Here is a 19654-nt window from a genome sequence, read left to right on the forward strand (position 1 = left end):
GGTTAAATCGCGAGCGGCCTTTTTATCCGTTCATATAAAGACGGGCAAGGGAAATGCCCTGCGAACATCGCAGTTGCTTTCGTCGTCCGCGGCTGCCACAATAAAGGCCGCCGGGGATGGGTGCGATACGGGGCGGTGGAATCCGGTGCGAGGAGAACAAGCAATGAACGTGACGCTACGGTTTTTTGCAGCAATGTTTGCAGTCATTTTCCTTTTCTGCGGACTGGCCGCATCCGGCGGCTCCGAAACCGCCGGGGAACTCCCGGGACGGCCCTGGTTCCTGGACGAGCACAACCGCCACTTTATCATGAACGGGGTGGTGATGAACACCGAGGATTCGCGCGGGGATCTTCATTTTCCGCGCGAAGCCTACGAGCGCATGCGTCCGATGGGGCTCAACGTCCAGGTCGTTCGTCTGCTGTGTCCCCGCCTGGGCGGGTGGCCGGGGACGGAATGGGATCCGGAGTACCTGGAGAAGGTTGACCGGCTGGTCCGCCTCGGGCGGGAGGCCGGGATGAAGACGATCTTCAAGATGACGCTCTACGATCTGACCGATGTCGCCTATGGCAAACTTACAGAAGAGCATTGGGCCCAACTCTTTCTCGACAGGGATGACACTCAGGAGGCCTATCTCGGGGCCTGGATGCGGGTGTTCGAACGTTACGCCGACAACTGCGCCGTCTATGGATACGACCTGCTCAACGAGCCGCTCGCGGCGGGCGGGGGTTCGCGCCGCAAGGTGTGGGAGGTCGCGCCCGAGCTGGGCGGGCCGGAGCGTTTCGAGCGGGAGTATTTCATGCCGCTGTACCGGCGGGTGATCGACCGTCTGCGCGAGATCAGTCCGGATAAGTGGGCCTTCTTCCAGCCGATGCACGTGACGATTCCCGAGCACATCGAGAGCGGGTTTCCCTGCCACCGGGTCACCATTTCGCCCAGGCGCGACCAGACGGCCTACGCGCCACACTACTATGGTACGGAGCCGGAAAAGGCTGTAAATCGTTATCTGGAGGACGCCGCCGTGGCCGGCACGCCGCTGTTTATCGGAGAATACGGTCCGGCGACGAAAGAGCGCACCGACACCAATCTTCAGGCGCAGATCGACTACAAGCTCAACCTCATGCGCACCGTGGAACTTTTGGACCGGAATGTGATCGGGCATGTCAAGGCGTGGTGGTGCGGAAGCCGTGTCTACAACGCCAGCGCGCATCAGCGCCATCGGCGCACATGGGCGATTTTCAAGGGCGATTCGCAGGCCCTGGGGCCGGAGCGCGAATACATTCTGGATGTCATGGCCCGCCCCCGTCCGCTTTTCGTGGCGGGCAAAGTCGGGGCGTTTCACTTTGATTTCGCGACCCGCGTCTTCGAGATGGAGTTCTCTCCCGGCGCGGCGAGGGGGCCTTCCGAGATCTTTATTCCCGCCGACCGGCACTACCCCGACGGGTTCCGCATTCGCTATCGCGACCTGGAACTCGCCTGGAACCCGAAGAAACCGCGCGGTTTCAGCGTGGTAAGCAACCCGGAACGCTACAACCGCTGGTTGTTTCGCTGGAATCGCAAGCAGCAGCGGCTGATCGTAAAGCGCTGGCCCGATCACGAACCCGTGGCGACCCTGCGGGTGGTGCCCGGGTGGAGAGACTGAGGGGCGGGGTCAGACTCCTGAGTTCAACATGGGGACACCCGGGGGAATATCGTACTCGTACTCAGCGAAGCGGTACTCGTACTCGAATTCCTTGAATCGATGGATGGGATCGCGCCTTCGGCGCTCCGAGTACGCGTACGAATTATGTTCTCTCTGAATCCCGATTTCGACTTCGATTCGGATTTCGAGATTTCATCCGTGTCATCGGTGTAATCCGGTGCGCCAAGCAAAGCTTGGCTGTTTCTAACTGAATGAAAGGAGTCACCCATTAGAGGTTCCGGTCAAACACAAAAGTCCCCTTCGTGCCGCTGATCAAGCGGCTTCCCTTCATGCCTTGTTTTGATCGGATTCAACCGTCGCCTCAACCGTTGCGTTCCGTACCGTGGTTTTCGTTTGCGGTTGTTTCAGTCACCCATCTGGTTTTTAGGTGAGGGCGAATCTTTTCCAGATCCATGGCCGCCACCCGTTCTCGTATTGGAGCCAGAAAACCGTTTGTTCCCGCTCGTTGCCTATTCAGTCACCGTGGTTCATCTGCACGCAGACTTCCAGACCCTTGAAGGCTGACGACAGGACAGACCGCAAAAGCTGAAGCGATGCCGCCGGTTCCAATCAGTCCGCTGATTTAAGCAGACCCCTAGCCGGTTCCCGGCAGCATCGGGTTTTAAAACAACATTCCCATTACATATTCCTCCCCGTTCATGACATGCCAAACGGCTTTGGACAATTTTGCCGCCAAGGCCTTCTTCGCCACAATCGCGTTGCGCTTTTTCTTCTTCCGGTCATACCAGGATTGAATCTCCGGATAAAAGCGCGGAGCGAAGCTCGCGGCTTCAACGAAAGCCCATGCGAGAAACGGATTGCCGTTGCGCTTATTGTTCTCACCTTTCTTCCTGCTGTTGGAACTTCGCTCACTTTTGACGGCGCGGCAGTAGGAGGCGTAGCATCCCGCGTTCGGGAAGCGGGCGAAGTTGCCGCTTTCAAGCACGATGGTCATCCCAAGCGCCTTCCCGATGCCCGGCACGGTCTGAACCTGTTCAAACGATGGGTTGGGCTCAATAAACCCCAGCACCGCTGATTCGATCTGTCCGGCCAGCCGCTCACTGCACTGGACCGCCTCAAGCAACGTGCGGAGTTGAAGCTGTACGAACGGATCAAGGCCCGTCGCCTCGGCATCCGCCTGCGTCCACTGCTGAAGAGCACGCGATCCCGGCGCCTTGAATCCGTAACGCTCCAGCAGGCTTTGCAGGCTGAGCATAACCTGGGTGCGCCGCCTGACAAACAGCTGTCGGCGTCGAAGCGCGTCGCGAATCGAACGAACCTCCTTCGGATAAATGTAGCTCTCCGGGAAAATATCCAATCGGAGCAGTTCGGCCAGCCAACGAGCATCCGATGCGTCATCGGCATGTTTCAACCCCTTGTACTGTTTCATCTTCGCCGGATTCCCCAATCGCACGTCCCGGTTCTGCTCACGCAAGCCGTCCACCAGCCAGTACCAGTTGAACGTGGACTCAATCCCCATCGCCTGAACCTGCGGCCAGTAGGGATCCATCGCCTCATTGACTGCATCGAGCGTGGTTCGTACCCGCCGCCGGAAGACTTCCGTGCCTTCCCGGTCGCAAATCGAGAGAAAAACATTGTTTCCATGCAGGTCGGCTCCTGCGTACAATTCCTTTGCGCTGGTCGTTTGCATATCCGGTACTCCTTTCGTTTTTGCTTAAACAAAGAGTACGTTGCATTCGACCAGCGTCTATTTCAAAGAACCTCTATATGGTTATCAGTCGTGTGAATTGATCGTTGCACATGTAGCCGACCCAGCGGTGATCGGGGGTAACCCCGGCGTCGAAGCCTGGGAAGGCGAACGCGCGAGCCGTAGCGAAAGCGAACTTGATTCAGCCTCGTTACACAAGTCGAGGGCGGCCAGCCTATCGGATATGATGAAGCCAGCACTTGTCGGGAAGGAACGGTCATATGCACCGGCAAGGCCCTCCGGGGTAACAAGAGATGGCGCGCGCGGAAAGAACAGCCAGGAACTTGGGAGACCCGTCGTGATGTCGGGCAAGCCGACAAGCCCGTGGGGGAATCAATAACCTTGGGGGTGGTCATGTGCGGGGGTCGGAGAGGCTCGTAGTAGTGATGAAGCGGGGTAATGCCCGTGGAGCGAAGGGGCCTCGGCGGAAGACGAGCTGAGTAAGAAGCGCGGGGGACTGATTGGTGAAACCTATGACAGAAGAAGCGACGGAGTACTATCGCATTGACGACAGACTCTTGCCGCCGAAACTCGCCGCGCTGAGACAGAAGCTGAGTCAGAAGGCCAAACAGGAGAAGCGGTTTCGCTTCTACAGTCTCTATGGCCACATTGGCCGGGCCGACACTCTGCTGGCGGCATGGAAACATGTACGCGCTAACGGCGGAAAAGAAGGCCCCGATGGTGTGACCATCGAGGACATCGAACAGAGTCAAGGAGGAGTCGAAGCCTTCTTGGCGGATATTGAACGCAGCCTGAAGGATCGAACCTACCGTGCTGGAAAAGTGCGGCGGGTCTACATCCAGAAGGTGAACGGGAAACTCCGTCCCTTGGGAATACCCTCGGTGCGGGATCGGGTCGTGCAGACCGCTACGGTTCTGATATTGGAACCGATCTTTGAAGCTGACTTCAAGGACTGCTCCCATGGGTTCCGGCCTGAGCGCTCGGCGCATGATGCGTTGAAGGCGATTGGGCAGGAGCTCCGGCAAGGGCGGTGTGCGGTGTATGATGCGGATCTGGCCGGCTATTTCGACAGTATTCCACACGACAAGCTCATCGCTTGTGTGCAGATGCGTGTCACCGACCGGTCCGTGCTGAAGCTGATCCGAATGTGGCTGAAAGCGCCGGTAGAGGAAACGGAGAAAGGCAAACCGCCGACCGTGAAGCGCAACGACAAGGGCACGCCGCAAGGCGGGGTCATTTCGCCGCTTCTGGCCAACATCTATCTGCACTGGTTCGATGCGGTGTTTTACCGCAAAGACGGACCGGCACGGTGGGCGAAGGCCAAACTGGTGAGGTACGCCGATGACTTCGTGGTCCTCGCCCGGTATATCGGTCCGCAACTCGAAGCGTTCATCGAAGCCAAGATAGAAGGGTGGCTCGGGCTGAAGATCAACCGGGACAAGACCCGGATACTCGATGCTCGGGAACCGGGGCAGACGCTGGACTTTCTCGGATATAGCTTCCGCTATGACCGGGACCTCGGCGGACGCCCGTGCCGGTACTGGAACCTGACACCGTCGCGGAAAGCGCTCCAACGGGAACGTGATCGGCTTCGGGAGATGACCGGACCGGAACAATGCTTCAAACCTCTGCCGACGGTGATCGACGAACTCAACATGCAAATGCGAGGATGGGCAAACTACTTCTCGCTGGGTTATCCGCGTGTGGCATTCCGCCACGTCAATGGATACGTGCGACAGCGTCTCACGCGACATGCGAAACGACGCAGTCAGCGCGGCTACTGGCCCCCTGAAGGTATGAGCTACTACGCGCATTTCAAGAACATGGGACTGATCTACCTGTGAAACCATCCAACAAATGCCTTCCGCGAGAGCCGGATGCGGGAAATCCGCATGTCCGGTTCGACGAGGGGGAGGGCAGTCAGCGGTCATTGGCTCTAAGCCTCTCATCCCGTGGCTCCCTCTCTACTCTACTGGCCGAAAACACAAGAAAGGTCTCTCGCCAAGGCGCAGAGATCGCAAAGATGAATGAGAAGAGCACAGGCAAAGAAATGGTGCGTTCTCTCTTACGTTCGTAGTAGGCCCGCAGGTCCGCGCAGCGGGGCCAGGGCCGTTATCTTCACGCGCCTTGGCCCTTCGGGCGCTTACGGCGCTACTACGAACGTTTGTCGTCTCCCATCCCGACCCCGGCATGATCTGTGACCGTTGTGGTGAATCCCCATCCCGCCTCTTCCCCGAACGGCTCCACCACAAAAATCTACGAAGAACCGGATTTTTGTAGAACTACTGAAATCGTAGCGGCTGGATTAGAAATCCGCTTGCGTCACAACGCACGCGTACTCGAATTCCTTGAATCGATGGATGGGATCGCGCCTTCGGCGCTCCGAGTACGCGTACGAGTACGAGTACGAGTATATGTCCCCCTCCTCAACCAACCTTCATGTTCTTCATGGTTCTCTCTCCCCTCCGATCTGCCGCATCCCACCTTTCCCGGGAACCCTTCCATAAAAATCCACGAATAACCCTTTTTTCCGCCGGGACACCCTGATTCAAAACTCACTTCAATGATCACAGGGGGATTCGAGCGCGTCTTCGGGCAATGTTGAAGTCAGGAATGGTCGGAGCGATATCGACCGCCGAGACCGGTTCCGCGCGGCGCTGTCCGGCCTTCACCCCTTTCGGCCAGCGGATGACCAGCGGCACGCGAATGCCGGCGTCGTAGAGATACGGTTTGCTGCGGATAAATCCGGGGCCCTGGTCGCCGGTGACGATGATCATCGTCTCGTCGAGGACGCCGCGTGTTTCGAGCCGTTCGAGCAGAAGCCCGATGCCCGCGTCCGCGCGTTCGACCTCGTTGTAGTAGCCGGCGACCTCTTTTCGCAGCGCCGGGTCGTCGATGCCGCCGAGGAAATCCCACGCCGTTACATCCTCCGCCCCGCGCGGATGCGCCGGGAAACCGTTACGCTGATCCTCAAACGGGGTGTGCGGATCGACGTAGGCGTACCAGATGAAGAAGGGTTTATCGCCCGCCTGCTGCCTGTAACGATCGGCGATCGTGACCATGCGTGCGTTGTCGCTGCCGACCGGCGTCGCAAAATCGAAGTCGGGGAACCCGTGCGGGTTCATGTGCAACTTGCCGGTCGAACGAAGATCGTATCCCGCGGCGCGAAGCCAGTCGACCAGGCACGGCGTTCCGTCGTGTACGGCGTATCCGCTCACGGTCAGCCCGACCTGGCCGTTCGCATGCGGGTAGATTCCGGTGATCATCGCACTGCGCGAGGGACTGCACGAGGGCTGGGCACAGTAGGCGACCTCGAAGAGCGTGCCCTCGCGCGCGAGGCGGTCGATGTTCGGCGTCCGCGCCTGCGGGTCGCCGTAACATCCGCACTGATTGCCCATATCGTCCGTGACGATCAGGATCACGTTCGGCGCCTTTTTCTCCTCCGCGGCACCCAGCGGCAGTGCCGCCGCACAGGCGGCGGCCGTCAGATATTCACGTCGTTTCATGCGCGCGTCTCCTTATTCTTCCGGGCCGGATGATTCCGGGTCGAGGGTCTCCACGATACACTGATCGATTTTCCCCTTAAATTCGGTATTTCCGCCCTCCCCAAGCACAAACTTCGCTTCCTGTTCAAGGAGGTGGCGACCCTTCAGCGCGATCTCCTCCCGCCCCACATTGCCCACTTCGAGCACGCCGCGGTCGAGGCGGGGATCTCGAGACGGCCGCCCCCTTCGGCGAGCAGGGCATCGAGCGCCCGCTGAAAAGCGGCCGAGTCGTCCCCTCGATCATTGGGGATCGCGCCGTACTCCGCCACGGACACCATACCCTCGGCCACGTGTGTTTCGGAAACCGCAACCCCGGCCGCCGTAATCAGCAAAGCCGCGACGATCCTGTAGAGCCTATGCGTCATCCCCCCCCCCGACAAGGAGGCCATTCATACACATCCGGGCAACCCCGCCGCAAGACGATCAACTTTTTCGCCCCCGCGCATCCCCGTCCCCGCCCGCGTCCCGATCAGTCGAGATGGACGTCAACCTCGGAGGTCCAGGCGGACGCGTGCTCGCATGCGGACGGTTCACGTTGAAAGGACGGGAGGATGCGGTAGTAGACCTGGAGGGCGAGGGCGGAGTAGGCGGTGACGCTGATGATCTCCTCGCCGGAGGGATCGCCGGAGGGCGGCTTCCAGCAGCCGTCCCGCTCCTGGGCGTCGAGCAGCATCGGAGCGAACCGCTTGTTCCAGTCGCGCCACGGGCCGCCTCCGGCGTGAAACAGGGCCTGGGTGGTGTAATACCACTCATAGGCGATGTTGAAACTGCGCCGCGAAGCCACCTTCTCCCACCCCTCGTCCCATTCGCTGATCCGGCATCGGCGCAGATGACCGAGTCCCGCCTGCGCGAGTTCATGACCGCCCGAGCCCATGAGCTGCAGGCAGACGACGGCGACCCCGGTCATGTAGTCATGGCTCACCGGCGTCTTGATGCCGATTCGGTAATGAAACACGCCCTCGCCGGCATGATGCGCTGCAAGGGCGCGGGGAAACCGCTCGAGCGCCTCCTCAAGCCCCGGCACGAGCACGCCCGCCGCACGGCCGGCGCACAGGGCCTGGACCTGCCAGCCCGCTACGGACAGATCGCTCCACTCCGCTTTCTGGTAGCGGTGATCCCACCCGCCCCCGCGCTGCTGCCCCTCGACGATCACCGTCAGCGCCTTCCGCAGCGGATCCCGCAGGACCGGCGCGCGGGTCAGCCCGTAGGCCTCGCACAGCGCGTAGGTGGCGATGGCGTGACCGTACACGCCGAGATCGTCCGCGTGTCCGGGGGACGAAAAGGGCACCACCGGACAGAAGTGACCGGATCCGTCCTGGGCCTCCAGCAGGTACATCATAGCATCGCGGACTGCGTGCCCGTATTCCCGCGACGAACCGGTCTCGCCGTGCGCGAGATAGGTCATCAGCACCAGCCCCGTGAGACGGCAGCGCTCCTGGGTGCGCGTCTTGGCGCCGGAAACCGGACCCCAGGAGCCGTCGGCATTCTGACGGTCCCGAAGCCAGTCCAGGGCGCGGGTCAGCGCGCGCTCAATGCTCAACGCATGCTCCGGAACGTGGCGATGAAGCAGCTTCTTGCGCCGCTCCTCCGTCCTCCCGGAAAAGCGGGTCGGCGCGGGAACGCTCTCCTCCAGGACTTCGCGCGTTATGGACGCGGAGGGAACAGGGGGCGAAGGCGCGGATACCTCCGCGGGCAGGGATTCGAGATCGGGAGCGGGCATCTTCATCTTCGGCGCGCTGACGACGGGCGGGGACGGCGGCGCATCCTCCCCGACGGCCGGTTCGGGCGGGGGCGGATCGATCGCCGGCGGGGCGTCCTCGACCGTTTCGACCGTGACCCCGGGCCCCGCGGGCTCAGGGATCTCGTGCACGATCCATCGTGTCAGGGCGAGGACGATGATCGCATGGACGAGCAGCGAGCCCGCCGGCCCGCCGAACCGGGATCCGAGCCGCTTGAGTTTTTCATGCCGCGAGTATTCAACCACAGCCGCCTCGGGGATATCGTCAATGCGGGTTCTGCCGGGACCGCACCACCGCGAGCTTTCTGAGCCCGCAGGCCGCGCAGTGATCCAGCACGGAGACCAGAGCCCGGTGCGGGGCGCGCGGGTCGCTCTCGACGTGAACGCGCTGGTTGGTGCTGCAGCGCGCCAGGCTCGCGAGGATCGTCTTCAATGACGCTTCATCCACCTCGCGCCGATTGATCGCGAAGCGGCCGTCGCCGGAAAGCACGGCCACCCGGATCACCGGTGCCGCACTCGCGTGCGGCGGGGGGGCCTCCGCCTTAGTCTTCCGGGAGACGGCCAGACCGGCGAGCCGTTCGGGCTCGCTGAAGGTGACCAGAAAATAGATCAGGAGCTGAAAGACCACATCGATCATGGGCGTGAGCGACAGCTCCCCGTCGTCGTCCCGGCTTCGCCTTTTGCGTCCGTACATGCCCGTTCTCCACCCGGGGTTCAGCGTTCCTCATGCAGGGCAATAAAACTCAATTCACCCATGCCCGCCGCGGCGCAGGCGTCCATCACGGCCTGCACCGCCGCATGTTCCGCGCGACCGTCGGCCCGTATGCGGGCGGGCACAGGGGCGTGTTCGCCTCCGTGTTCCAGCGAGGCCTTGCGCAGCACGCGCGCGAGCCTCTCCGGGCCGAGCCGGGTGCGCGCGATGAACACCTTGCCCTCGCGGTCGACCTCGATGGTGATGGTACGCGGATCCTTTTCCGCGCTCAGTTCCGGCGCGTTCGGCGCCTTCGCGAGTTCGATGAATTCGCTCAGCGCCTCGCGGTCGAGCTGCACCGTACAGACGAAAAAGATGATCATCTGGAATACGACGTCGATCATCGGCGTCAGGTTGACGTTCGCCGCCGCGGCTTCAGGGCGTCTCATCTTCGCGGCCCTCCCCGCACCCGCCGCCCAGGCGGCCGGCGAGATCCAGGCTCGCCGATTCCAGCGCCAGGAGTATTTTCGAGGCGCGGTTGCGGAAGACGTGAAAACATCCCAGGGCGGGGACGGCGATCAGCAGTCCCGCGGCGGTGGTGTAGAGCGCCTGCGAGATGTTGAGGGCCAGCATGGCATTTTTGGCCGCGCCGGCTTCGGTCCCGAGCGTGGCGAAGGCGAGGATCATGCCCTGCACGGTTCCGAGCAGACCGCACATGGGGGTGAGGTTGCCCACGACGCTCAGAAAGTGAACCCGCTGCAGCAGCTTTTCCCGCTCCATTTCCGCCGCCGCGGCCGCCGACTCGCGCATGGCTTCAATCCCCTCCGAGGAACGCTCGATACCGGCGAGCAGGATGGCCGAAAGCGGCCCCGGTTCCGCTTCGCAGCGCGCACGAACCTTCTGCAGGTCCCGCTCCCGCGCCGCCTCCTCGATCAGCGCTAACAGACCGGCGGGCAGCAGCCGCGCACGGCGCACGCGGATCAGCGAGTCAACCACCAGCGAACAGGCCGCCAGCGACAACAGGGCCAGCACAGTCCAGAGCACGATACCCAGCGCGCCGCCGTCGGCGACGACGCGAAAGAAGGAAGAGGTCCCGGCCGCGGCAAGAAAAGTGATCATTCATGTACTCCCGTTTTTACCTGCTCCGGTTCTCCGAAGAAGAGTTCCACGATGCGCCGGTCCGTGCGGGCCCGCGCGGTCTCGCCCTGCGCGTATCTCCGCGCAGCACGCTTCCTGTACGCCGCCGCCGCCCGCCGCCGTCCGGCACGGCGGATCTGATGTTCGATCTCCTGTTCGATCCTGGCGTCCTCCGCGGAATGTTCCAGCGCGTCGAGGTACGCGGCGCGCAGGGTGTCGTCGGACGCCGCCCGCGGACTGCGCGTAAACAGGGTTTCGAGCGCCCGCGCGGCGTCCGCGTGCCGGTCCCGCCGGCGGCCGACCCGCACCAGGGCGCGCAGGGCCTCCAGGTCCCACTTCAACCCGCAATACCGATCCGATATCTCCCGCAGCGCGCGTTCGGCTTCCGCGTGCCGTCCGTCCTCGAGCGCCGCCAGCGCCTCGTCCAGGGCGGCCGGTCGCGGGGCACAGGCGGAACGATAACGGCCGCGCGGAAAGACCAGCTTCTGGCCGCCCTCTTTGATCAGCGTGACGGCCCCTGTGTCGTCGCACCGGACGTCGAGGCCCGTGAGCCGGCGCCCTCCGCGGGTCAGGACGTACGCCTCGTCCTCCGCGCACACGGCACATGCGGCGACGAGCACCACCAGTACGGCGCGGCCTCTTTTCATGATGCGGTCTCCACGGCCGCTTCCGCCTCGCGCAGGAGGGAAGCGGCGGTCTCGCGGTCCGAGGGCGACTCGCCGATTTCAAGGTATCGCCGCGCCTGCCCGGCGGCCGCGTCATAGCGTTTCAGTTCGAGCATGAGCCTCGCGCTCTCCAGCAGAGCGCGGCCGATCCAGGGGCGCTGTTCGGGATCGGCCGGATCGCCGAGCAGCACGACCCGCTGGTACGAGGCGAGCCTTTCGCCGGGCTGCGACTGGACCTCCGCCAGGTGAAACGAGGCGCGGACCGTCCACCCCGCATCGCGCACGCGCGAGAGGAGTTCGAGATAGGCGGTTTCCGCCGCCGCCCGGTCGCCCGAAGCCGAACAGGCCCGCCCCTGCAGGAACCGCGCCCGGGCATAGGCGTGAAAGCGGGGATACTCCGCGAGCAGTTCGCCGAGCCGCGCGGCCGCCGCGCCGAATCGACCCGCCTCGAGCAGGGCCTCTCCCTCCCCGTACAGGGCCGCGGCGCGGCGGTCGGCGTCGCCGGTCCCGGTACGCACTGCGCGAAACAGTTTTACGGCGCACTCGTGGCGGCCGTGGTCCGCGAGCATCCGCGCCGCCTCGAGCCCCTCCGCCGCTTCCATGTTTTTCGCATCGCCGGCCAGCTTTTCGACCATGGGGCGGAGGGTTTCTTCGGAGCCTGTCTCCAGTGCGGCCCTGAGCGCGGGCACGCGGGCGCGGCGCGCCGCGGTCGAATCGGGACGGGAGGCGAGCAGCCGGTCGAAGACCTCCAGGGCCTGCCCGGCCTCGCCGGAATCCAGCAGGATACATCCCGCCCGCCGCAGCGCCGTGGAGGCCTCCGGCGTACCGCGATCATCGCGCGCCGCGTCCAGAAGCACCTTCACGGCCTCGGGTTTCTCGTCTGCGAGCACGAGCGCCGCCGCCTGTCGAAGCGCGGCTTTCCCCGCATCGGGGCTCCCGATGCGCCGCGCAAGCTGTCCAGCCGCCGCGAACGACTCCGCGGCCGCGGCGTGTTGTCCGGCCGCGGACCGCGCTTCTCCCCGCGCCAGCCGCGCGCGGAGCCGCTCCGCGTCATTCGTCGCCCGGCGGGCCAGGACGCCGAGCCACTCAGCCGACGCCTGATGATCCCGTCGGCGCACGGACTCCCACGCGAGGGCGCGAAGCGCGTGTCCGGCCTCGTCGCAGTCGGGGTGGGTGCGGCACAGCCGGCCCCAGACGCGGGCGGCCGCGGGCCAGCTCCCCGCCTCGTGATGCAGCGTGCCGAGGGTCAACAGGGCGGCGGGGTGCTGCGGATGTTCGGGAAACTCCGCGGCGAACTGCCGGCAGGCGGCGATGGCGGGTTCGAACGCCCCGAGTTTCCGGCAGCGCACGGCGGTTCGCAGGAGAATGCGCGGGGTTTCGGGTCGCCGCCCGAACCGCTCGGCGAGGTAGCGGATGGCCGCGCGGGCGTCGTTCGGACGATCCTTATGAACGCGACAGACGGCGAAGTTCCCGAGTGCGGCCGGGACCTCCGCGGCCTCCGGCCAGCGGACGAGCGCCTTTTCATAGTGACGGTCCGCCGTATCGTACGACTCGCGCAGGAAGGCGCGGTCGGAGCGCGCATACGCGGCTTCGGCCAGATTCTCCGTATAGGCGCCCAGCGATACGGAGACCTCCCGGCCCATCGCGGTCAACCGCCCGCGCACCCGTTCCGCGCCGCGGCGGGCCTCGTCCGCCCATACGCTCCCGGGATAGCCGGCGCAGGCGGTCAGATACGCGCGCAGGGCGCGGCAGAGCCGCTCTGCGGTCTCCTGTGTACTCCGGCATACAGCAGCCTCCTTCTCGTGGCTCCGGCCCTGAATCGTCCACGCGCCCGCGGACGGGTGCCGCTCCGGTGACGCCCCCGACGAATCGAGCGCCGCTTCGAGGCGGCGGAACAGCGGTCGATGCTGAAGAAGCGTCTCGACCGCCTCGCCGGTTTGATCGCGCAACAGCATAATGCGGGCCCAGGTCACCAGGGATCTCGCATACCACCGATCTCCGCCGCCGAGCTGGACGCGGCGGCACAGGGTCCGCGCCTCCTCCAGCAGAGCGTCGGCGTCTTCCGTGTCGAGGGCTTCGGCACGGTCGAGCAGCACTTCGGCCAGCTCCGTTCGCGCGGTTCTACACAGCGCGGGGCGGGACGATGCGGTCTCGACCACCCGGCGGTACGCCTCCGCGGCACCCTGCAGATCGCCCCTCGCACCGCGCTCGCGCGCTGCGCTCAAAAGGGCGGTCTCCTCCGCGGCCGGCGACGCCAGGGCGATCAGCAGCCACGCCGCCCGGCACGCACCGCGGACGAGCAGCAGGGGATAACGGGATCGGGAGGGGTGAAATGCGGCCTTCATGCGTTGCGAACCTACCGCAACCCCGCGGGATGTAAAGTTAGCATGTGGTTAATAATGAACGGTTTACATACAATCGTATTCATGGCCGCCGCGGGGCGGCGACTATTTTCTGGCCGGAATGCCGCCGGGCCGGTATGATTACTTTATGAACGCGAAGGCTGGTATGAGGGCATGTATTTACGAGACCGACGCGGACGGCGTGCTCGTGTCGGCGTGTGGAGACTGGGACCGGTTCGCGGGAAGCAACGATGCGCCGCAGTGCCGATCCGAGCGCATGGTCGGAAAACCGCTTATGGACTTCATCCGTCACGAGGGCACGCAGGCCGTATACCAGGCCCTGATCGAGAGGGCGTGTCAGAGTGAAGCTCCGCTGGAGTTTCCGTTCCGCTGCGACGCGCCGGACCTGATCCGCGAGATGTGGATGCGTATGGAAGCCGGCGAGCACGGCGGGGTGCGTTTTACCAGTTCCGTGATCAGCGAGCGGAGCCGGAAGAAAATATCGCTGCTCGACGCGAGCATCCCGCATGCGAAGGACGAACTCGTGCACGTGTGCGGCTGGTGCAAGAAGATCAGGACGCCGGAGGGATGGGCCGAGCTTGAAGACGGCGTCCGGCGGATGGGCCTGTTCCACTGCGCGTGCGTGCCGCGCGTCTCGCACGGCATGTGCGAACAGTGTTGCGACACCATCGCTGCGCGTTTCGGTCTCTCGGCATGACCGTCCCCGCGGAACTGGTGAGTATCGGCAGCGAACTGCTCAGCGGTCGTACGGTCAATACGCATGCGCAGACGCTGGGTGCGGCGCTTCTTCCGCTCGGCCTGCGGCTCGAGCGCGACACCACGATCCCCGACGGGACGGCCGTCATCGCCGAAACCGTGGGAGATGCCCTGGCCCGCGTGCCGCTGGTTTTTGTCAGCGGCGGCCTCGGACCTACCGCCGACGATGTGACCTGCGAGGCTCTGGCCTCGCTGCTGGGCCGGGACATCCTCGAAGACCCGGGCGCACTGGAATCGATGCGACGCAAATACGCGCAGCGCGGACGCGCAATGAATACGGTTTCCCGCCGCCAGGCCCGCGTGCTCCGCGGGGCGGCGGCGGTCGAAAACCCGCGCGGCATGGCCCCCGGTCAGCGTATCGAACTGGAGGGGGAACGCATACTTTTCGTGCTGCCGGGACCGTCCCGCGAATTCGCGGCGATGCTGGACCAGTCGATCCTCCCGTTTCTGAGCGAGCGCTATGCCGGGAAGTCCCCGCGCCCGGTCAGGATCATCCACACCGAAGGACTGGGCGAGTCGGAGATCGTCGAACGGCTGGAACGTGAAAACCTCCCGCCCCCGGAGATCCAAACCGCCTTCTACGCCGGAAACGGGCGGGTGGAAATTCTGCTCAGTTGCGGTCCGGGGGATGAAAGCCTGCTGGAAGCGACGGCGTGCCGGTTCCGCACGCTGCTTTCCTGATTCATCCCGCCATTACAATTAAGTGAGGGGAGGATGCATCGACTTTTTATTGCCGCACCCGTACCGGATGAAGTGCGCCGGCGTATGGCGCTGGTGCAGCGGGCGCTCGAAGAGAATCTGGCGGGCCGCGCGAAGGTGAAGTGGACCCGCGAGGAAGGCATCCATCTGACGCTCGCCTTTCTGGGAGACACGGAGAAGGAGTGTATTGCGCCTCTCGAGGCGGCGCTTTCCGAGGCGCTCAACCCGCTGGAGCCCTTCGAGTGCCGCCTGGGCCAACCGGGCTGGTTCGGCCCGAAGCGTTCCCCCCGCGTACTCTGGGTGGGGATACGCGATACGGAACGATTGTGCGCGCTCCAGAAAGTCGTCGCCGACGCCTGCCGCGCGCAGGGGTTCGAACTGGAACCGCGTCCGTTTCATCCCCATCTCACCCTCGGCCGTGTGAAGGGCGGGCGTGACCGCGCCGCGGCGGCACATGTGATGAAAAGCGAAATCACGGTCCCCGGCAAAGTCATTCCCGTTCACGCCGTGGAGCTGATGGAGAGCACGCGGACTCCCGCCGGAGCGCGTTATGAGGTCCTGAAGCGCATTGCTCTGTAGAACCGCGTATTGACACCCCCCCGCCGATCCGTACAATGCCTCTTCTCTTTCAACGGGTTCCGTGAGGCGAGATAGCTCAGTTGGTAGAGCAGAGGATTGAAAATCCTTGTGTCCCCGGTTCGATTCCGGGTCTCGCCACCAGCCTTCGCTCCTGCGGAGCTTCGGCCGGCGCGCCAGGGGGATGCTTCCGGATCAAGGCAGGTGCCTGATGACTGAACCCCTGATCCCAAAGCACGGCGGATACCGAAACCTGAAGAGTTTCCAGGTGGCTGAGGTTGTCTATGACCTGACGGTCCGGTTCTGCGAGAAGTACATCGATCGGTTCAGCCGGACGCGCGACCAGATGGTACAGGCCGCGCGCAGCGGGCGGCAGAATAGTGCCGAAGGCAGCATGGCTTCGGCGACCTCGAAAAAGACGGAACTCAAGTTGACCGGTGTCGCCAAGGCCAGCCTCGAAGAACTCCGACTGGACTACGAAGACTACCTGCGCCAGCACAATCTCCCGATCCGGGATCGCAACGATCCCCGCCGGGTGGCGCTGATCGGCGCCCGGCCAGCAAGCGCGGACGATGTTGCAACCTGGGCGGTTGCCGTGAAGAGTGGACATTGCGGACCGCATGGACAAGACGGACACGCACTCGGTTCCGCGTCCACCGGGTCCACAATGTCCACAGAGTCCGCTTTCCCTGAAATCGCCGCGAACGGCGCGCTTGCCCTGATTGCGGTGAGCACCAGCCTTCTGGACCGCCGGATGAAGGCGCAGGCCAGGGCTTTCGAAGAGGACGGCGGGTTCACCGAGCGCCTTTACAGAACCCGCACACGAAGAAGGAACACGTAGCCATTCATGGGCTTCCGCATAGCAGATACATTCGCCGACAGCAGGGGCTGGTCAACACAGGACCTGTACGTCCGTGATCGACACCGTGGGCTCAGGCGGCGTCAACCGATTCCGGTTGACGCCCGGTAGAGCACATTGACGGTGCAGCGAGCGTTGGGCATCAGGCACTTTTCTTTTTGCGCTGTCCCGCGGCGTAGATCGCGAGCACGACAGCGCCGGCGCACGAGACGGCCGCGGCGGTGCCGATGGAAACGAAGTAACGGCCCGTCAGTTCGAAGAGCATCCCGCCCGCGGTCGGTCCCGCAATCCCCGAAAAGCCGTAGGCGAGGAAGACCAAGGGGTAGACCCGGGCCACGGCCTCGGGGCCGTACAGCGTTCCGAGGTGTGCGGCGTACACCACGAAACAGGAACCGAATCCGAAACCGATGCAGAACGCGGCAGCGACAAATCCGGCGTTCATGCCCGGCACCAGGTTGAGCGCGATCACCGCGACCGTGAGTACGGCCAGGGAGAGCGGAATCGCGACCACGCCGGCGCGGTCGAGCACCCAGCCCCAGACAATCCGACCGAGGCCGTTGCCGATGGCGAATGCGCCGATCGCCATGGTGGCCTGAAGCGGATCGATACCGATCGAGAGGCCGATGGGTTTCAGGTTTCCGATCACCATCAGGCCCGCAAACGTCCCGCAGAACATCCCCGCGCAGAGCGTCCAGAACGGACGGCTCCGGAAGACCCCGGCCGGGATGGCTTGCTGCTCGGCCCCGCCGGTCGATTCCGGCACGTCGAGCAGCATCGCGCCGGCGATGATCAGCACCGTGTAGAGCGCCGCGATCCAGCCGAAAACCGCCAGCACGTCGATCCCCCGCGCGAGAATGTGTTCCGCCATCGAGGAGAGCACGATCGCCCCGCAGCCGAACGCCGCCACCGAAACGCCCGTCACCAGCCCCTTGTGCTCGGGGAACCACTTCACGCACGTCGCGAGCGGGCAGACATACCCCATTCCGATACCGATTCCGCTGAGGACGCCGATGCCCAGGAGGATGTGCGCGAACCCTCCGCCGGAGAACGCCGCGTAGGCATAGCCGGCCCCGAACATGAGGCCCCCGGCGGCGGCGACCGGACGCGGCCCCGTCCGGCTCTGTGCCCGGCCCGCGAAGATCATCGCCACCGTGAACACGATAATCGTCGTTCCGAAAATGAGTTGCGTCTGCACCGGCGAAAGACCGTAATCCGCGATGAGCGGAGGCACGAACGTGCTCCACGCATAGACCCCGCCGAGACATGCCTGAATGATAAGCGATCCGACCAGCACCAGGTATTTCTTCGCCATGCCGTCCACCTCCCGAAAGGTTGATATTGCGGCGGAGTCAACCAGACCTCCGCGGCCAAATCCAGCATAATGGTTCGGAGGGCCGGCAATTGCGATGGACAGACGGCGGCGGGATCGTGTTTGATGGGCCTCCATATCGGAAGCTGGCCGGGGGCATCGCGTGACCTCTTTGGAGTTCGGAAAAGTATTGATGGGCGACAGGGCGCTGCTGCGGGAGTCCGCGGAACGTTTCGTGCGGATACCCGTGGATCTCGACCTCGGCTCGGATGAACCGGTGGCAGCCCCCGGCCCGCAGTGCACCCTCGACGAACCCGTCACCCTCTCCGGCCCGGGCACGTTTTCGCACAAAGGCACGACCACCGTCCGCCTGGAACCCACGGACGGTCCGGGCTGGTGGCTCAACCGCAGCGATATCCCCGACGCACTGCCGCTGCGGGTCTCGGTCCGGAACGTCTGGACGACGGGCGCCATCGTCAGCAACATCGTGCTGCGCAGCGGCCCGCCGAGCAATTACGTGCGCATGGTTGAACACATCATTGCCCTGCGCTACGGCCTGGGCGTGGACAACCTGATGATCCGCATCGATTCCGGGGACCCCCCGCTGTTCAACCAGGGCAGTATGAATATCGTCGAGGCCCTCGACGCCGGAGGCCGCCGCGAACAGTCGCGTCCGCGGAATTTCGTGACGGTGAAAGAACCGGTAACGGTGGTCGGAAGTCACGGCCAGTTTCTCCATGTCGCCCCCTGCACGGGCTCGGTGCCCGCGTTCAACGCCGATTGCGCCCTCGCCTTCCCCAATGCCATCGGCGATCAGCGTATACGGTTTCCCGTAACCGGCCCCCACGTGCGTCACGGGGCCGTGGCACGCACGAACACCACCTTCGCCAGGATGCTGTACTGCCGGAGTATCGGTAAAATTTTTGCCAACATCCGCAACCTGGGCTACACCCGCGAAAACATCCTGATCGCGGGACGCAACCGCTACGTCAACGAACCGCGCCTGGTCCACGAGGGCAAGTCGCTCGAGGCGGCGTGGCACCGGGGCGTCCTCGACCTGCTGGCCGCTTTCTCGCTTATCGAGGACGGCCTGTTCGTCGGCGACGTAACCTCCTATAAGGCCGGCCACCGCCTGGACGTGGCCCTGATCACCCGCCTCTACCTGCAGGATCTGCTGACACCGTATACCCCGGGGGGCGGCGCATGAACGACCTCGGCATCTCCCTTGAAGACTCGGTCATTGTCGTGCCGACGTTCAACGAGCGCCAGAACGTCCGCCCGCTGGCGGCCGAGGTCTTCCGCCACTACCCGGATGCGCACCTTCTCTTCGTCGACGACAGCTCGCCGGACGGGACCGGGGAGCTGCTGGATGAAATGTCGGCCGACGACGAGCGCGTACACGTGCTCCACCGCGCGGACAAAAACGGCCTAGGGCGCGCCTACATCGCCGGCTTCAAATGGGCGCTGGAACGGGCGTATGAATTCGTATTCGAAATGGACGCCGATTTCTCGCATTCGCCGGAGGAACTGGGTGAACTCCGGCGCGGGGTGGAGGACGCCGATCTCGCGCTCGGCTCCCGCTACGTCGGCGGCATCCGGATCATCAACTGGCCGCTCAACCGGCTGATCCTGAGCCGCAGCGCCGGCGTCTACACCAAGCTCGTCACCGGCATGCCCTTCACGGATCCCACGGGGGGCTTCAAATGTTTCCGCCGCCGGCTGCTGAAGCATTTCGACCTCGATCGTATCGAGTCGAACGGCTACGGGTTCCAGATTGAACTGACCTACCGCGCCTGGATGGACGGCTTTCGCGTCACGGAGGTCCCGATCACCTTCGTCGAACGCCGGTCCGGTGAATCGAAAATGAGCACCGCGATCATCCGCGAGGCCTTCCTGCTGGTCTGGCGCCTGCTAATCCACAGCCGGTTCCGGCGCCGGCCCCGCGCCTGAGCCCAGCCGCTCTCGGGGA

Annotated in this window: 18 protein-coding genes and 1 tRNA gene; 9 read left to right on the plus strand and 10 right to left on the minus strand. The window is 64.2% G+C overall.

Features of this window, described 5'->3' with window-relative positions; all coding sequences use genetic code 11:
- Positions 1-163: 163 nt before the first annotated feature.
- On the plus strand, positions 164-1639 hold the full coding sequence (locus tag L21SP4_RS00360; protein ID WP_082116404.1) for a cellulase family glycosylhydrolase: 1476 nt from the start codon (positions 164-166) through the stop codon (positions 1637-1639).
- Between the two features lie 661 nt (positions 1640-2300).
- On the opposite strand, the gene L21SP4_RS00365 is transcribed toward L21SP4_RS00360, so the two are convergent.
- Positions 2301-3329, minus strand: a complete 1029-nt coding sequence (locus L21SP4_RS00365) for an IS110 family RNA-guided transposase (protein WP_052880801.1) — start codon at positions 3327-3329, stop codon at positions 2301-2303.
- Between the two features lie 530 nt (positions 3330-3859).
- Here L21SP4_RS00365 and ltrA point away from each other — a divergent pair.
- Positions 3860-5191 (plus strand): group II intron reverse transcriptase/maturase, encoded by a 1332-nt coding sequence (gene ltrA, locus L21SP4_RS00370; protein ID WP_052880802.1) that lies wholly within the window; start codon positions 3860-3862, stop codon positions 5189-5191.
- A 723-nt stretch (positions 5192-5914) separates the two neighbouring features.
- Here the strand turns inward: ltrA and L21SP4_RS00375 are convergent.
- The 8 genes from L21SP4_RS00375 to L21SP4_RS00410 all read right to left on the minus strand — a co-directional run bounded on the left by L21SP4_RS00375 (position 5915) and on the right by L21SP4_RS00410 (position 13468).
- Complete coding sequence (locus L21SP4_RS00375; protein ID WP_052880803.1) at positions 5915-6853, minus strand: sulfatase family protein; 939 nt, start codon at positions 6851-6853, stop codon at positions 5915-5917.
- Positions 6854-6996: 143 nt separating this feature from the next.
- A complete protein-coding gene (locus L21SP4_RS00380; protein WP_144413696.1) occupies positions 6997-7257 on the minus strand; it encodes a hypothetical protein in 261 nt (86 codons plus the stop codon).
- A gap of 104 nt (positions 7258-7361) precedes the next feature.
- Entirely contained in the window at positions 7362-8876 is a 1515-nt protein-coding gene (locus tag L21SP4_RS00385) for a prenyltransferase/squalene oxidase repeat-containing protein (protein ID WP_052880805.1), read from the minus strand.
- Positions 8877-8895: 19 nt separating this feature from the next.
- Positions 8896-9324, minus strand: a complete 429-nt coding sequence (locus tag L21SP4_RS00390) for an ExbD/TolR family protein (protein WP_052880806.1) — start codon at positions 9322-9324, stop codon at positions 8896-8898.
- Positions 9325-9344: 20 nt separating this feature from the next.
- A complete protein-coding gene (locus L21SP4_RS00395; RefSeq protein WP_052880807.1) occupies positions 9345-9770 on the minus strand; it encodes an ExbD/TolR family protein in 426 nt (141 codons plus the stop codon).
- Complete coding sequence (locus tag L21SP4_RS00400; RefSeq protein ID WP_052880808.1) at positions 9757-10440, minus strand: MotA/TolQ/ExbB proton channel family protein; 684 nt, start codon at positions 10438-10440, stop codon at positions 9757-9759. Before L21SP4_RS00400 ends, L21SP4_RS00395 begins: the two co-directional genes overlap by 14 nt.
- The gene (locus tag L21SP4_RS00405) at positions 10437-11105 is read right to left on the minus strand and encodes a hypothetical protein (RefSeq protein ID WP_052880809.1); all 669 of its coding nucleotides are present in this window, start codon (positions 11103-11105) and stop codon (positions 10437-10439) included. Before L21SP4_RS00405 ends, L21SP4_RS00400 begins: the two co-directional genes overlap by 4 nt.
- Complete coding sequence (locus tag L21SP4_RS00410; protein ID WP_052880810.1) at positions 11102-13468, minus strand: tetratricopeptide repeat protein; 2367 nt, start codon at positions 13466-13468, stop codon at positions 11102-11104. Before L21SP4_RS00410 ends, L21SP4_RS00405 begins: the two co-directional genes overlap by 4 nt.
- Before the next feature lie 163 nt (positions 13469-13631).
- On the opposite strand from L21SP4_RS00410, the gene L21SP4_RS00415 reads away from it, so the two are divergent.
- From L21SP4_RS00415 to L21SP4_RS00435, 5 genes are all read left to right on the plus strand, one after another.
- Positions 13632-14183: a hypothetical protein gene (locus tag L21SP4_RS00415; protein ID WP_144413697.1), complete on the plus strand. Its 552-nt coding sequence runs from the start codon at positions 13632-13634 to the stop codon at positions 14181-14183.
- Positions 14180-14923, plus strand: a complete 744-nt coding sequence (locus tag L21SP4_RS00420; protein ID WP_052880812.1) for a competence/damage-inducible protein A — start codon at positions 14180-14182, stop codon at positions 14921-14923. The genes L21SP4_RS00415 and L21SP4_RS00420 overlap by 4 nt, the downstream gene beginning before the upstream one ends.
- Positions 14924-14956: 33 nt before the next feature.
- Positions 14957-15520 carry an RNA 2',3'-cyclic phosphodiesterase gene (thpR, locus tag L21SP4_RS00425; protein ID WP_074041309.1) on the plus strand — a complete coding sequence of 188 codons (564 nt, stop codon included), beginning with the start codon at positions 14957-14959 and terminating at the stop codon, positions 15518-15520.
- A gap of 65 nt (positions 15521-15585) precedes the next feature.
- Positions 15586-15661 (plus strand) — tRNA-Phe (locus L21SP4_RS00430).
- A 64-nt stretch (positions 15662-15725) separates the two neighbouring features.
- Positions 15726-16358, plus strand: coding sequence for a four helix bundle suffix domain-containing protein (locus L21SP4_RS00435; protein WP_417999901.1), 633 nt, complete (start codon positions 15726-15728; stop codon positions 16356-16358).
- Positions 16359-16518: 160 nt separating this feature from the next.
- Here the strand turns inward: L21SP4_RS00435 and L21SP4_RS00440 are convergent, their stop codons facing one another.
- Entirely contained in the window at positions 16519-17688 is a 1170-nt protein-coding gene (locus tag L21SP4_RS00440; RefSeq protein ID WP_052880814.1) for an MFS transporter, read from the minus strand.
- A 190-nt stretch (positions 17689-17878) separates the two neighbouring features.
- Between L21SP4_RS00440 and L21SP4_RS00445 the strand changes: the two genes are divergently transcribed.
- Together L21SP4_RS00445 and L21SP4_RS00450 are read left to right on the plus strand one after the other, a co-directional pair.
- The gene (locus L21SP4_RS00445; protein WP_144413698.1) at positions 17879-18892 is read left to right on the plus strand and encodes a UDP-3-O-acyl-N-acetylglucosamine deacetylase; all 1014 of its coding nucleotides are present in this window, start codon (positions 17879-17881) and stop codon (positions 18890-18892) included.
- Positions 18889-19635 (plus strand): polyprenol monophosphomannose synthase, encoded by a 747-nt coding sequence (locus L21SP4_RS00450; RefSeq protein WP_052880816.1) that lies wholly within the window; start codon positions 18889-18891, stop codon positions 19633-19635. The genes L21SP4_RS00445 and L21SP4_RS00450 overlap by 4 nt, the downstream gene beginning before the upstream one ends.
- Positions 19636-19654 lie beyond the last annotated feature (19 nt).

The sequence above is a fragment of the Kiritimatiella glycovorans genome (assembly GCF_001017655.1).
GTDB classification, from domain to species: domain Bacteria; phylum Verrucomicrobiota; class Kiritimatiellia; order Kiritimatiellales; family Kiritimatiellaceae; genus Kiritimatiella; species Kiritimatiella glycovorans.

Coding starts and splice junctions, on each gene's coding strand:
- thpR (WP_074041309.1), top strand. CDS start 14,957: ATGCATCGACTTTTTATTGCCGCACCCGTACCGGATGAAGTGCGCCGG.
- L21SP4_RS00405 (WP_052880809.1), bottom strand. CDS start 11,105: ATGAAAAGAGGCCGCGCCGTACTGGTGGTGCTCGTCGCCGCATGTGCC.
- L21SP4_RS00380 (WP_144413696.1), bottom strand. CDS start 7,257: ATGACGCATAGGCTCTACAGGATCGTCGCGGCTTTGCTGATTACGGCG.
- L21SP4_RS00450 (WP_052880816.1), top strand. CDS start 18,889: ATGAACGACCTCGGCATCTCCCTTGAAGACTCGGTCATTGTCGTGCCG.
- L21SP4_RS00410 (WP_052880810.1), bottom strand. CDS start 13,468: ATGAAGGCCGCATTTCACCCCTCCCGATCCCGTTATCCCCTGCTGCTC.
- L21SP4_RS00390 (WP_052880806.1), bottom strand. CDS start 9,324: ATGTACGGACGCAAAAGGCGAAGCCGGGACGACGACGGGGAGCTGTCG.
- L21SP4_RS00360 (WP_082116404.1), top strand. CDS start 164: ATGAACGTGACGCTACGGTTTTTTGCAGCAATGTTTGCAGTCATTTTC.
- L21SP4_RS00375 (WP_052880803.1), bottom strand. CDS start 6,853: ATGAAACGACGTGAATATCTGACGGCCGCCGCCTGTGCGGCGGCACTG.
- ltrA (WP_052880802.1), top strand. CDS start 3,860: ATGACAGAAGAAGCGACGGAGTACTATCGCATTGACGACAGACTCTTG.
- L21SP4_RS00415 (WP_144413697.1), top strand. CDS start 13,632: ATGAGGGCATGTATTTACGAGACCGACGCGGACGGCGTGCTCGTGTCG.
- L21SP4_RS00395 (WP_052880807.1), bottom strand. CDS start 9,770: ATGAGACGCCCTGAAGCCGCGGCGGCGAACGTCAACCTGACGCCGATG.
- L21SP4_RS00365 (WP_052880801.1), bottom strand. CDS start 3,329: ATGCAAACGACCAGCGCAAAGGAATTGTACGCAGGAGCCGACCTGCAT.
- L21SP4_RS00445 (WP_144413698.1), top strand. CDS start 17,879: ATGGGCGACAGGGCGCTGCTGCGGGAGTCCGCGGAACGTTTCGTGCGG.
- L21SP4_RS00400 (WP_052880808.1), bottom strand. CDS start 10,440: ATGATCACTTTTCTTGCCGCGGCCGGGACCTCTTCCTTCTTTCGCGTC.
- L21SP4_RS00440 (WP_052880814.1), bottom strand. CDS start 17,688: ATGGCGAAGAAATACCTGGTGCTGGTCGGATCGCTTATCATTCAGGCA.
- L21SP4_RS00420 (WP_052880812.1), top strand. CDS start 14,180: ATGACCGTCCCCGCGGAACTGGTGAGTATCGGCAGCGAACTGCTCAGC.